This is a genomic window from Roseburia inulinivorans DSM 16841 (genome assembly GCF_000174195.1).
Lineage (GTDB): Bacteria > Bacillota > Clostridia > Lachnospirales > Lachnospiraceae > Roseburia > Roseburia inulinivorans.
This window is the reverse complement of sequence record NZ_ACFY01000170.1, coordinates 46,221-59,786: the sequence shown is the minus strand read 5'-3', so window position 1 is coordinate 59,786 and position 13,566 is coordinate 46,221. Positions and strand designations below refer to the sequence as shown.

Annotated in this window: 11 protein-coding genes and 1 pseudogene; 1 reads left to right on the top strand and 11 read right to left on the bottom strand. The window is 38.6% G+C overall.

Translation table 11 applies throughout. The features are described from left to right. Nucleotides 1–10: 10 nt before the first annotated feature. Together ROSEINA2194_RS18720 and ROSEINA2194_RS18715 are read right to left on the bottom strand one after the other, a co-directional pair. A complete protein-coding gene (locus ROSEINA2194_RS18720; protein ID WP_007890479.1) occupies nucleotides 11–1,042 on the bottom strand; it encodes a glutathione S-transferase C-terminal domain-containing protein in 1,032 nt (343 codons plus the stop codon). A 27-nt stretch (nucleotides 1,043–1,069) separates the two neighbouring features. Continuing rightward, complete coding sequence (locus tag ROSEINA2194_RS18715) at nucleotides 1,070–1,987, bottom strand: transporter substrate-binding domain-containing protein (RefSeq protein WP_007890478.1); 918 nt, start codon at nucleotides 1,985–1,987, stop codon at nucleotides 1,070–1,072. A 716-nt stretch (nucleotides 1,988–2,703) separates the two neighbouring features. Between ROSEINA2194_RS18715 and ROSEINA2194_RS18710 the strand changes: the two genes are divergently transcribed. After that, nucleotides 2,704–4,077 carry an IS4 family transposase gene (locus ROSEINA2194_RS18710; protein WP_044928915.1) on the top strand — a complete coding sequence of 458 codons (1,374 nt, stop codon included), beginning with the start codon at nucleotides 2,704–2,706 and terminating at the stop codon, nucleotides 4,075–4,077. 211 nt (nucleotides 4,078–4,288) lie between these two features. Here the strand turns inward: ROSEINA2194_RS18710 and ROSEINA2194_RS18705 are convergent, their stop codons facing one another. The 9 genes and pseudogenes from ROSEINA2194_RS18705 to ROSEINA2194_RS18665 all read right to left on the bottom strand — a co-directional run bounded on the left by ROSEINA2194_RS18705 (nucleotide 4,289) and on the right by ROSEINA2194_RS18665 (nucleotide 13,558). Further along, complete coding sequence (locus ROSEINA2194_RS18705; protein ID WP_217284426.1) at nucleotides 4,289–4,513, bottom strand: HFCD family protein; 225 nt, start codon at nucleotides 4,511–4,513, stop codon at nucleotides 4,289–4,291. Beyond that, nucleotides 4,506–5,992 (bottom strand): annotated as a pseudogene (malQ, locus tag ROSEINA2194_RS23720) (4-alpha-glucanotransferase). Before malQ ends, ROSEINA2194_RS18705 begins: the two are co-directional and overlap by 8 nt. Before the next feature lie 22 nt (nucleotides 5,993–6,014). Next, on the bottom strand, nucleotides 6,015–6,800 hold the full coding sequence (locus ROSEINA2194_RS18695; protein ID WP_007890472.1) for a nitroreductase family protein: 786 nt from the start codon (nucleotides 6,798–6,800) through the stop codon (nucleotides 6,015–6,017). 46 nt (nucleotides 6,801–6,846) lie between these two features. Next, nucleotides 6,847–8,421, bottom strand: coding sequence for a response regulator transcription factor (locus ROSEINA2194_RS18690; protein ID WP_007890471.1), 1,575 nt, complete (start codon nucleotides 8,419–8,421; stop codon nucleotides 6,847–6,849). Next, nucleotides 8,418–8,942 (bottom strand): sensor histidine kinase, encoded by a 525-nt coding sequence (locus tag ROSEINA2194_RS20745; protein WP_369122138.1) that lies wholly within the window; start codon nucleotides 8,940–8,942, stop codon nucleotides 8,418–8,420. The genes ROSEINA2194_RS18690 and ROSEINA2194_RS20745 overlap by 4 nt, the downstream gene beginning before the upstream one ends. Next, nucleotides 8,833–10,056, bottom strand: coding sequence for a sensor histidine kinase (locus tag ROSEINA2194_RS22425; RefSeq protein WP_252832755.1), 1,224 nt, complete (start codon nucleotides 10,054–10,056; stop codon nucleotides 8,833–8,835). The genes ROSEINA2194_RS20745 and ROSEINA2194_RS22425 overlap by 110 nt, the downstream gene beginning before the upstream one ends. A gap of 4 nt (nucleotides 10,057–10,060) precedes the next feature. Beyond that, nucleotides 10,061–10,942 (bottom strand): carbohydrate ABC transporter permease, encoded by an 882-nt coding sequence (locus ROSEINA2194_RS18675; protein WP_007890468.1) that lies wholly within the window; start codon nucleotides 10,940–10,942, stop codon nucleotides 10,061–10,063. Between the two features lie 11 nt (nucleotides 10,943–10,953). Further along, nucleotides 10,954–11,898 carry an ABC transporter permease gene (locus ROSEINA2194_RS18670; RefSeq protein ID WP_007890467.1) on the bottom strand — a complete coding sequence of 315 codons (945 nt, stop codon included), beginning with the start codon at nucleotides 11,896–11,898 and terminating at the stop codon, nucleotides 10,954–10,956. 121 nt (nucleotides 11,899–12,019) lie between these two features. Next, nucleotides 12,020–13,558, bottom strand: a complete 1,539-nt coding sequence (locus ROSEINA2194_RS18665) for an ABC transporter substrate-binding protein (RefSeq protein WP_007890466.1) — start codon at nucleotides 13,556–13,558, stop codon at nucleotides 12,020–12,022. Nucleotides 13,559–13,566 lie beyond the last annotated feature (8 nt).

Below are 13,566 nucleotides of genomic sequence, written 5' to 3'. Positions count from 1 at the left end.
TGCCTCCTGCCTATCGCTTCCCAATTTTAAATTTGTTACCCGGATCACTGCTTAAATGTGCCCTGTCTGCAGGTGCTCCCCAGTATGCATCAAAATTGATCTCATCTAAAAATCTTGCATTAAATGTCTCCATAAGATGTCCCTCTTTTTTATTGGAAGGATTTGCAAAATCTTTAAAGTACGTGTTGTTCTTAAATGCTGGAATCTGGTAAAGATCTCTTGCATATCCCCACAGGTTTTTGTAATCAATGAGACGCTTTTTTGTGTGGCCAAGCTGGAATGCATAGCGGATATCAAGTCTTGCCAGCGTCACATAAAGTCTCACATCACTGTCTGTCACATAATCTCCAAATAAAAATCTCTGATGTCCGAGCCTTTCTTCCAGAATATCAAGTGCTGCATAAAATGCATTGTAAGCATCCCAGAATGCCTCTTTGGAGCGGGCAAATGCTGTTTTGTATACACCATTATTTACATTATGGAATAACCAGATATTTAACTTATCAATTTCTTCCCTGAGTTCTTCCGGATAAAGATCCGGTGCATTCTCTCCATGAAATTCCCTGAAGTTTACTTCAAAATAGTTGGTCAGTCTGTTGTAATCGTTGTTCACTACTTTTCCGGTCTGTACGTCGATCAGTGCTGGAACTGTCGTTCGTCCGGTATAATCATCATCTGCTTTATAATATGCCTCACTCAAAAACTGAATGTTTAAAACCGGATCTGTGTTGTTCTCGTCATATACAAATTCCCAGCCAAGATTTTTTTCATGAGGCGCATGTTCTACCATATTGACACTGATGGCATCCTCCAGCCCCAGAAGCTCCCTCACGATGGATGCACGGTTTGACCAGTGGCACAGCTTTGCCCAGACCAGACGATAACGTCCTTTTTCTACCGGATTTTCGCCCGGTCCGAATCCTGTTGTAAAATGATTTGGCTGTCTGTGAAAATATCCGTTCTCATCAACCTCTGAAACTGTCTCTACCGGACGGACTCTGATCTTTCTTCCATTTACTACTTCATAATCAAATTCTGCCATTTTTCTGCCTCCTGCTTTTCGTTCTTCTTAGTTGATCGGTGTTTCAAATTTATCTGCGGATGGAACCTGATCTGCCCCGAAATATTTCTGTGAAAGTTCTTCTAATGTGCCATCCTCCTGTAACTCTTTCAATACCTTATTAACATCCTCCCGAAGTGCTGCCCCCTCGTCATTTAACGGGAATAAGAAGTACGCATCTAGTGCTGTTGAAAACTTTGCTGTCTCATCAGCAGATAGTTCTGTTTTCTGTAATCCGTCAAAACCAAACTCTTCGATGTAGCTGTTGTAAATTGGAAGGTCATCTACCCTGAAATCGCTTGTTCCGTCCTGAATATGTTCAAATACAACCGAGAGATCTGCCTCTGTGTAAATAATCTCAATCTGTGATTCCGGATTTTCTTCATTCCATTTTTCAATGGCATTCGTGACATTCACTCCGGCACCTGCCTCAATCTTGTAACCTCTGTCAGCGGCATCCTGTAAAGAAGTGAGTGGTTCATCATCTGCTCTCTGAACAAATACATATTTGATCTCGTCATATGGGAAAGAATAGTAGTAACTTTCCGCTCTCTTCTCGTTGTAGCTGAAATTGTTGACAGCAATCTGATAATTACCAGCGGTAAGTCCTGAGAAAATCGCATCAAATTCTGCGGCCTGCAAATTCAGACTGTACTGTGGAAGCCGGTCAAATACTGCCTGTAATACTTCGATATCATATCCTGAATAACTTCCATCTTCCTCCACGGAAATGTAAGGCTTTGGCGAACCTCCGGTCACTGCATTGATCACGGTTACATCTCCACTGTTCTCTGTTTCTGCACTGACGTCTGCATTTGTGGATGCATTATTTGTATCTGCGCTATTTCCACCGCACGCTGTTACACTGATTGCTAATGCTCCTGTAAGAATTCCTGCTGTTAATTTTTTTACTAAACTCTGTTTCATAATGTTTTCTCCTCTTCATTTTTCTACTTTTTAGAAAATTGTGAAACTCCTCCTACTCTTCTTTCACGAGTTTCGCAATTATCTATTTCTACTTTTAAGCATCTTTCTCTCATACACTTTCATACGTTAATTCTAAAGAGTGTTCACATAAAGAAAGAAGCAGGTCGTTGTCATATGTTTATCACAACTGCCTGCTTCTTCTCTTTGCAAAACACTCAGGTGCATAAATCATATGAAAATAAAACCGTATTCATCCATACAGCACATACAACAGCGGCACATCTGTTTTTTGTTCTTTACAATCGTATTTGTTTTCATATGATTTTCTCCCTTCTTTATTTCCTATCTTTTTGATATGTTTTATAGGAATTAATTTATGTTTGTGATTATAACTATGTGGTCATGGTTTGTCAATTGTTCTGGTTATAGAAGATTCCTTGTGGTTGTTATAGGTTTTTCTTATAACTCATATTGTCGTTCATTTCACTTTAATTTTTTGCAATAAAATAATCCCCAGTATCAGGATGCTTCCTCTGTCTGATAGAAATCATCTTAATACTGGGGATGTTTGATTTTATAAACTCAAACTTCGCACTTAAATAAGTGCCTATGCACCTTGAAAATTCAATAATAACTGGCATAAATATAGCATGAAACCGTCTGGTTTTGATATAATTGAGTTGTTCAGAAACAATTACAAACTGGAGGCTCATGCTATGAATAAAAGTATAACACAAGCGACCCAAGATGATAAGCAGATTTCGAAATCTATCAAAAGATTTTTTACAAGATTTCATATATCCTCAGCTTTGAAAGTATCCAACACCTACAAAAAGAAAGGGATTCCGGTAACGGAAATCTTCCAGTATCTGTTTCTGCTGATTTTTTCAAACAGAAGCATGTACATGAATTTGATTACAGGTCGAAACACTCCTGGTTTTGCAAAGGATACGGTGTATCGTTTCATGAAGATGATACAGATTAACTGGATTCGTTTTACAACGATTCTTTCTTCCCGGATCATCAAAGAAGCTATCATTCCACTGGATTCCAAAGATCGTACCAATGTCTTTATCATTGATGATTCCATGTTTGAACGCAACCGTTCCAAAAAGGTGGAGCTTCTTGCAAAAATCTATGATCACGCAAAACATAAATATCGTTTTGGATTTCGAATGCTTACGCTTGGATGGTCAGATGGAAGTACGTTCCTGCCGGTAAACAGCATCCTTCTTTCTACAGAAAACAAGAAAAATCGTATCAATGAGGCTGTAAAAGCAGACAAAAGAACCTTTGGCTACAAACGCAGAAAACTTTCCATGGAAAAAGGAACATCTGCCATGCTTTCACTTTTAAATACAGCTAAAAGAGCTGCAATTCCTGCGAAATATGTTCTTTTTGACAGCTGGTTTTCATCCCCAAGTACGCTTCATGCGGTAAAAGGGATTGGATATGATGTAATCGGCATGGCTAAGAAAACCCCAAAGATGTTCTTTCGTTACAATGGGGAAGATATGTCTTTGGTTTCTATCTACAACAGGAATAAAAAGAGACGCGGAAAATCAAGATATCTGCTCTCTGTTATGGTCGATGTTGTAAAGAATGGTGAAATCATTCCGGCAAAAGTGGTTTATGTCCGTAACCGCAACAAACGCAAGGAGTACCTCTGTCTTATTTCTACAGATATAAATCTGACCGAAAACGAAATCATCCGAATTTATGGAAAGCGCTGGGATATAGAGGTGTTCTTCAAGGTATGCAAAAGTTATCTTAACCTGAGCAGAGAGTGCAATTCTCTGTCCTATGATGCAATGACAGTGCATACCGCAGTTGTTTTTACTCGATACATGATGTTATCGCTGGAAAGCCGGGAATCTAATGACAGCCGGTCTCTTGGCGAACTCTTTTTATACTTTTCTGATGAGTTATCTGATATCACTTGGATACAGGCATTTCAAATGTTACTTCAAATGTTCTGGACAATGTTTGAAGAAAATACCGAGTTATCAGATGAGAAAATCAACGAAATGATGGAGACATTTATGAATGCACTTCCAGTGATGTTGAAAACTCAGTTGCATGCTGCATAAAAGTGGAACATTGACAACGGAATAACTGCCAGATATTGAATTTTCAAGGTGCATAGCTAAAATTTATGTGCGAAGTTTGAGTTAATTATAAATACTTGCTAAAATCTTGCGTAATCTAGCAATATTTTTACGTAATCCACAAGAATACAACGTAACCGCATTGATGCAAACGATATTTAAAGCAATATATAGCCAGCAGTGATGTATTATGTTAAAAATCAATCCATACAGACCGGGGGCAGGATTCATCCATTCCATCTGCGATACACCTTTGCCTTGATTCCAAAAGTTCTATCAGCTTGGCTGCTATGTAATAGGTCATGTCATCGATTGTCTCAGGTTTGCGGTAAAACGTCATTATGAGTGGGATAATGCAGACTCCAGAAATCATGGAAAGCTTGCCAGTGCATCCTTCCTTTCTTCTGTAATCAGCCACATCTTCCACAAATTTCGCATAAACTTTTAATTCTCTTTGCCAGATTTCCTGTAAGAACCTCTTTTTCGATTCGCCACTCCCAGTTTCCGCCAAGTGTAGATGGTGTATTCATTCTCGCCTCATTTCCAAGTCCAATATAATCCTGCATTGGTATAATTGCAGTATCTGCAACACTTGCCAATGCTGTCCTTATCATCTCCCATGCTGGTTCATCTTCACTGTGAAGGTTTAAAAAGCTGTCTGCAAGTCTTTTATCATCCTCAGGAAGATGCATATACCATCCCGCTGTTGTCTCATTATCATGTGTTCCAGTATAAACCACGCAATTATGGCTGTAATTGTATGGCATATAGTCGCTGGCTTCCCTTGAATCAAATGCAAATTGCAATACTTTCATTCCCGGAAATCCACTGTCTTTCACCATCTGTATGACACTCGGTGTCAGAAAGCCAAGATCTTCTGCAATAATTTGCTTTTTTCCAATCTTTTTCTCCATCTCACGAAATAGTGCCACTCCTGGTCCTGCCTCCCAGTGCCCACCTGATGCAGTTTCATCGCCGTATGGCACAGACCAGTATTCATCAAATCCCCTAAAATGATCGATTCTTACAATATCATAAATACTACAGCAATATTCGACTCTCCGTATCCACCATGCATATCCGGTATTTCTATGATATTCCCAGCAATAAAGTGGATTTCCCCATAATTGTCCGGTTGCAGAAAAAGCATCCGGCGGACATCCAGCCACAGCAATCGGTTTTTTTGTTCGTCCAGTTGAAATAACTGTGAATTAGCCCAGGTATCTGCACTGTCAAATGCAACATAAATTGGAATGTCCCCAACAATTTCTATCCCCTTCTCATTTGCATACCGCTTTAACTTTTCCCATTGCCGTATAAATATGTACTGTAAAAATTCATAGAAAGCTATATTTTCTGACAGTTTCTGTCGATATTTATCTAAAGCTCCCTTCTTTCTTAGGCGGATATCTTCTTCCCAGTCAATCCAGCATATACCTCCAAATGATTCTTTCAGTGCCATATACAGGCAGTAATCAGGCAGCCAGAATGTATTTTCTGACAGAAAACTTTTATAATCCTCTGTTTCACTAATATTTTCAGCTTTTGCACTTTTAAATGCCTTCCTTAATACCTGAAATCTCGTTTTATAAACAGCTTCATAATTTACTTTCCCAGGTTGTTCTCCACAATCTGCTTTTTTACATTCCTCTTCTGTAAGCCATCTCGATTTTTGTAAAGATTCAAGATCAATATAGTAAGGATTTCCTGCAAATGTAGAAAACGACTGATACGGGGAATCCCCATAACCAGTTGGTCCAAGAGGCAGAATCTGCCATATTTTCTGTCCTGACTCTCCGAGGAAATCCACAAATTCATATGCTTCCTTTGAAAAACCCCCTATCCCATATTTTGACGGAATGCTTGATATTGCCATCAATATACCACTTTTTCTCATCTCTGTACTGCTTTCCTTTCTATTATTTCCAATAAATAACTGCAGGTTTTCGTGGTGCCGGTCTCTGATAACTGATATCTGGATAACCCATGAGCATGCAGATACAAATATCTTCCTTTTTAAGATTTAGCAGTTCCAGTGCTTCGCTGCTTTCTTTTAATCCTCTCTCAATAAATCCGGAATACAGGCATCCAAGTCCTAGCGTATTGGCCATCAGTTCAACACTGTCTGCCGCCAGAATACCATTTACTGATGTTTTTGCAGCTACGATCAGCAGAATTGGTGCATTAAAAAAAAGATGGTCTTCTTTCCCCTGTGTCCTGCAGCACTGAGTATACATTCTGCTCCACAGACTGTCATACATACTGTCCGGGTCGATTTCTTTCATTTTTTTCCCAAATTGCAGCAATCCCCGCCATATATATGGTTTCACTTCTGGAAGTTTTTTACTCACTACGGTATAAGTTACATCCTGCGCATTTCCTGCTGTAGGTGTATATCGGCCCGCCTCTAATACCAACTGGATCTGCTCATTCGAAACAGGCTGATCTTTATAATACCGGATGCTCCTCCTGTTTTTAATAAGATTTAAAAATTCTTCTGCTTTTCTATTTCCGGTTTGTATTTCATCTTCGGTATCTCCTTGAATTTTTGCTGCATTCACAGGACATATTGCAACACAGTGACCGCATTCGAAGCAGTTTCCTATTATATGTGCCTTTCCCTCTTTCATGCTTATGTTATGTCCAAAGCAGTCTTTTTCACACTGCCCACATCCTATACAGCTTATTTTATCTATTACTACCATTTAATTTCTATGCTCCTTTTCGGTTATCTTCATATTCTGTAAACTGTCAGATTCCCTTTCGGTATTCATTTGGTGTCTTTCCGACAAATTTTTTAAACTGCTTGGAAAAATGTGCAAAACTGGGATACCCTGTCTCCGTAGCGATTTCACTGATTGAATAATTTGTTTCCAGCAAAAGCTGTTTTGCCCTGCTCATTCTTACATTCTGAATATAAACGCTCAGAGATGATCCTGTTTCCTTGCGGAATAATTTCGACAGGTAGTTCGGGGACAGATAAAACTCTTCCGATATCTCACTTCTTGTCACGCTATCCAGATGTTTGTCTATGTATCTCCTGATGTCGGCAATCATTGTATCTGTTTTTTCCACATAAGAAACAAGTTCCCAGATTTTTCTGACTTCTTCTTCAATTAATTCTTCCATACATGATACACTTTTCAGTGCGAGCAATGCGTGTTCCTGGTTTCTTACTCTGCTTAACATCTGGTAAGTTGTCATATTATGGCTTACAAGCACATTATGGGCGATCATATTCCAATCCATCAGGACAACTTCCAGAAAAGTTGCATTTAAATTTTCAATCTGCTTCAAATGCGCAAAATATTCACGAATCGACTTATAAAGTTCCTCCAGTTTTCCTCTTTGTAAAAGTTCTTCCCATATTTCAGCTTCCGGATCATGGAAGAGTTCTTTTGCTGTCTCAGGAGAATTCCTTTCATAAATAATTCCGCTTTCCCTGTTCAGATTCTCCAATGCCTGTCCTTCAAGCTTCCTTACCATTACAGCAATTTCATCAATACACACATTTTCTGCAAAATAACATTGTACTCTTCCATGATAAAATGGAACGAATGCCTGTATGAACTGTTCCAGAGTTCTTTTTATATGATCCATTTTCCATTTTTCTTCCAGAATTACTGCATACTGAAATGGTCCATTATACATAATCGCTTCTGCTTCAATCCCATTCTTTTCTGCAATCTCATTCCAGACATTTTCACATGAAAATCCAAGTAATCCCTGTGTCAGGCGCTGTTTTCCTATGTCCGGTTCAAAGCAGAGCAGTCCCACACAAAATTGCTGATCCGGTTCATAAGTTAAACCTTCTTTCTTTATCCGGTATATTGCCGAATTATCTCTGCAGAAAATCAATTCGTCCAGAACATCTTTCCAAAACATTTCCTTAATGATACTCTGGTGGGAAAGCCAGTCATTTCCACATTGAAGAAGTCTTTTTTCTCTTTGGTACTTTACTCTGCTGTCAACCTGTTCAATCATTACTTCTTCTAATTTGGACGTTTCTATCGGTTTTAGAAGATACTGGCTGCATTTGTAATCAATTGCCGCCTTGGCATAATGGAAATCTGCATAACTTGTAAGGAGCAGTTTCTGTGTATCCATTCCCTTTTCCTGCATCCAGGAAAGTAATTCAAATCCATTTTCTTCCGGCATCTCGATATCTGAAATCAGGAAATCTATTTCTTCTTTTTCCATAATTGATTTTGCCTGGGCTACACTATAGCAGCCAAAAATCTCATCTATTCCAAAAGCACTCCAGTTTAACTGTCTTTTCAGGCCTTCTACTACATACTTATTATCATCCACGATCAAAAGTTTCATAATGTTTCCGTTTCCTCCGGTATAAGAATATCTACACAGGCACCACCCTCCTGGGTATTTCTGAATAATATCCTTGCCTTTTCCCCGTAAATCAACGATATTCTCTGCCTTACATTATTAATTCCGATGTGTTTTCCTCCTGTATCCGCTACTGGAGCTCCCTGGTTCAATTGCTCACACACTTCTTCTGAAAAGCCTGCTCCATTGTCAGTAATACAGATAGAAACCATATTCCGCTCTGCCTTTTTTGCTGTAAGCCTGATTTTCAAGACACCCGCCCCAGTCATTGCATGTTTAATGGAATTTTCCAGGAATGTGCTTACACTTAAAACCGGAATCCGGGTCTTATCTGTTCCTGTTTCCAGCTCATATCGGAACTGTATTTCGTTTGCATTCCATTCTCCCCTGATTTTAATTAGGTTTTCCATATGGTGGATTTCTGCTGAAAGTGAGATCGTATCCAGACAATCTTGACATATATAGCGATAATATTTCGAAATACATACTGTCATTTTCTGAATCTTCTCTACATCCCCTATCTGAGCCATTCCTGAAATCATAGCCAGGCAGTTCACAAAAAAAATGCGGACGGATCTGCAGATTTCTGAAATTAATTTCCAGCTGTTTTTTTTCCATCTCACTCTTACACAACTGCAGCGACAGACTCTCCACATGATTTCCCAGACTGTCCAGAATCTGATAAGCATCGTTTACTACATCTGGTGCCTCATTTTCTTTTTTCTGTTTCCTATATTCTTTTACTGAACGGTACCGGTCTAATACCTCCACCAGATTTTTCACAGGTATGATAAAATTCTTTCTCAACTGCCACATCATCACAAGCAGAACGATCAGAACTTGTAATCCCAGAGCAAACTGCAGTACCTGTAAGATCATAATCCTCTTCATCTCACTGTTCTGTTTCAGTACTTCACAGATTTCAAAATCACTGTTTACATCCTCAAGCTCATATATTGTTGCCCTGTGATTTTCCATGGATAAGTCGGTCTTATCCATATCCTCTTTCAAAACAAGTGAGATGCCGCCTCCAGATCCGTAATCCAGCTGACTTACGTCCTTTAAAAAATCCTCTTCTGTAATCCATGCTCCGAGAACAAATTGATCATATAACCAGAAAGATGCAATTATGTTTTCCTGCTCTGTCTTTATATATATCCACTTTCCATTTATAATTTTTTCTGAAGCACCGTCTTTCAGATATGGACGTATTCTCCGGTATCTTTCAAACGGAAGTTTTACTGCGGTAAGCTCTATAAAGTCATCATCTTCCCTGTTCATTGAGAAAAAATGATATCTATAATCACTTGCACTGCTTAGCAGTTTATATGTCACCTGTAGTTCTGAGATTTTTCCTATTTTAGACAGCTCATCCAATCCAAACATTCCTCTATAATCTTTTGAATCCACTGTAGTCACACCCATATAGCTGTCATTTCTCTTTAATTCATTCGTCACTTTTTCAACATACTGCTCTGTAAACTGCACAATATTCTTTTTTGCTTCATCCTGTTGTTTCTGATATGTATAACCAAATACAATCATACACACAATCTGGATGCAGATACTAAACACAAGTATTTTTCTCGAATTTTCTATTAAAAAACGACGATACACTTCTTTATCCTTTCACTGCTCCTAGTGTAATTCCTTTTTCGAAGTATTTTTGCAGAAACGGATACAGAATCAGCATTGGCAGCATTGCGACAAATGCAATTGCCATTCTTAAACTGATACTTGGTATCTGTCCTGTTCCTGTACTCTTACCATACTGTGTCAGATATTGGATATTTTTTACCATTACATTAAGCAGCTGCTGAATTGAATATTTTGATGAATCTGTCACATAATACAAGCCGTTCATCCAGTCATTCCAATATCCCAGACCTGCAAAAATCCCAATTGTCACAAAAATAGATTTTCCAAGAGGTAATACCAGCTTTCTGAATATCGTCAGTTCTCCTGCTCCGTCGATCCTTGCTGATTCATATAATTCCGGTGGGATATTACACCGCAGATAAGTTTTAACAATAATCGCATTGAATGCACTGAAAAGCAGATTAGGCATCAACAATGCCAGATATGTGTTTTTTATTTTCAACACAGTGGTATACATCATGTAAGTAGGTACCAGTCCTCCACTGAAGAGCATTGTAAATAAAATAATAAATGAAAGAATTCTTTTCCCTGGAAGTTTGTCCAATGACAGAGGATACGCAACCATTGCTGTAATCAGCACATTTAATGCGGTTCCTATAATTGTCACTCCAATAGTCACTGCATAAGCTCTTACTATTGTATCTTTTGACTGCCAGATATATTTATATGCGGCAAAGCTGATATCTTTCGGAAAAATTGAGTATCCATTTACAAGCAAAGATGTTTCTTCTGTAATAGATGACATAAATAAAAGTACAAATGGGAAAAGGATTATTAACATTACAATAGACATTATAACATAAGCTGCCACTTCTGACCATTTATCCTGTTTTGATCGAACCATAAATATTCCTCCTAAAACAATGCATTCTCTTTGCTGATTTTGTTGGTGATCGCATTAAATATCATTACCAGCAAAAACCCTATTACAGACTGGAAGAAGCTGGCTGCTGCAGACATTCCAATATCACTATGTGTAGTCAGTGCCTTATAAACAAATGTATCAATCGTCTGTGTAACGTTCGTAATCAATCCTGATCCCTGTGGCACCTGGTAGAACAACCCGAAATCACTGTTAAAAATTTTTCCAATGGATAACAATGCTACCGTAATTACCGTTGGTTTTAAAAACGGAAGTGTAATATACCATATTTTCTGAAATTTATTGGCCCCGTCCAGGGATGCTGATTCAAATAGGGATGCGTCAATTCCCAGAATTGCCGATATATATAAAATACATCCATATCCTACACTTTTCCATGTGTTTACAAAAATAAGGATACCTGGCCAATATTTTGAAACATCATACCAGGATACTGGATCTCTGCCCATTGCCTCCAGAATATGATTCATAAGACCTGCTTCCGGATCCAGGAATCCTCTGACCATATAAGAGACAATAATGATTGATACAACAAAAGGAAAAAGAATACTGCTTTGCGCAAATTTTCTGAATTTCTGGTTCCGGATTTCGGTGATCAGGATTGCCAGTATCACTCCCAATACCATATTCACTATAATAAAGCAGATATTATATCCTATTGTATTGCGGAACAGAATTGGCAGCTCCTTGTTCTTTAATAAAAACGAAAAATTCTTAAATCCAACCCATTCACTGCCCCAGATTCCATCTCTCGCCCTGTATTTTTTAAATGCAAGTACCAGGCCACTCATAGGAAGGTAATTATTAATTAAAAGGTATGCCATTGCAGGAAGCATCATAAAATACAATGGCAGATACCTTTTGACTGCAGCTATTTTTGATCTAAAACTCTTTTTTTCTTGTTTCTTTCCGCCCATTTGCAGGTCACTCCTCTTTTATTAATGATCGTAAATGCATTTTAACCTGCAGACTCTATTATCTACCTAAAGCCTACAGGTTAAAATCACAAACAACTATTTCAAGATATATAATAAAGTTTTACTCACTCTTATTCTGCAGGAATTCGTCTACCTGTTTCTGCATTTCAGCAATGATCTCCTCTGATCCAGCATCCTTCATTTCCTGCACCAGTTTTTCAATATACTCATCCGGGTCAACTGCTCCAGTAACTAATGCTTTATAATACTCGGCTTTTACATTACTTACCGCAGAGATCTGATCCTGAACCGGTGTCGGATCAAATGTGAATCCCATAAGCTGTGAAATAGTAGTATTATTATTGTACTCTTCCATCTTTTCGTAAATGTCAGCACCATCTGTACACCATGGTGTACATACAAACTGATTTGGAAGAATCCAGCCTGCACCAATATGATATCCTACTGTTGATGCATCCTTTCCTTCCGGATAATCTAAGAGTCCATCACTGTTTACTACGTAATCTTCACCTTCAACTCCCCAGTTAAGAAGATTCATAACGTCTGCATTGGTTTCAATAAAATTCAACATCTGCATAGCTTTTGCCGGATCTTCTGAACCGGAAGAAATGCAATAGCAAAATGAAGAAGCCGTAGCTGTAGTTGCAATTGATTCTTCCAGGTTGACCATAGTAAGATCTGTTCCACCGCAGTTGCTCTCCTGATCTTTTTCTGCTAATGGATGACCCGAATCATTGAAGAATGCAAATGCCTGTCCGGAAGAAATATATGTATAATAAGATTCTGTATCAGAAGCTGCACCACTGTTGATCCATCCTTTATCAAACCATTTATGTGCGTAAGTGGTCCATTTTTTAAATACATCTGTTTCAAATACATTTTCTACTGTGCTGTTTTCTGTAGGATCTAATACAGCATAAGTCTCAAGACCGCCGATATAATCCATTGGTTCTAATTCCGGCCATCCCAGGTTATCCATAGCAACCATCCACATATCTGGTTCCTTTGCAGATACTTCGTCGAAAATCGCATCAACATCTTCAATCGTCTTGACATTGCTCACATCAATATTATACTTATCAAGAATGTCTGTTCTGAAATAAATAGATGTCTGTTGGGAAATTTCCTTATGTACCGGAACACCATATACATATCCATTCAAATTCGGTGCCGTTGCCAGTTCTTTTGACGGATAGCTTTCCAATGTCTCCTGACCATACTGATCAAGAAGCGGTCCCATATCTGTTAAAAATCCCGCGTCTACCCAGCTTGGTCCATAAGCTGTAGGTGCAACAAAAATATCAAGATCTGCTCCTGAGCTTAGCTCCAGCTGAATCTGCTCAAGATAAGCGGAAAATGGAAGAATCGTAAGATTCAGCGTCATATTCAGATTCTCCAATGTAATTTCGTTAATTTTATCTGTAACTCTTTTTACCTCGCTGTCATTCGGTGATGCTGCCGGAAGGGCAATCAGCATATTCACCTCGTATGGATCTTCATCAAAGTTGATATCTGATGCCTCACCCTCTGCTGTTTCCGTACCCTGGCTTCCATTACCTGTGTCCTTTGCTCCACAGCCTGCCAATGTTCCTGTCATCATGGCTGCAATAAGCAGTCCTGATAAAATTCTTCTTTTCATCTTTTCCT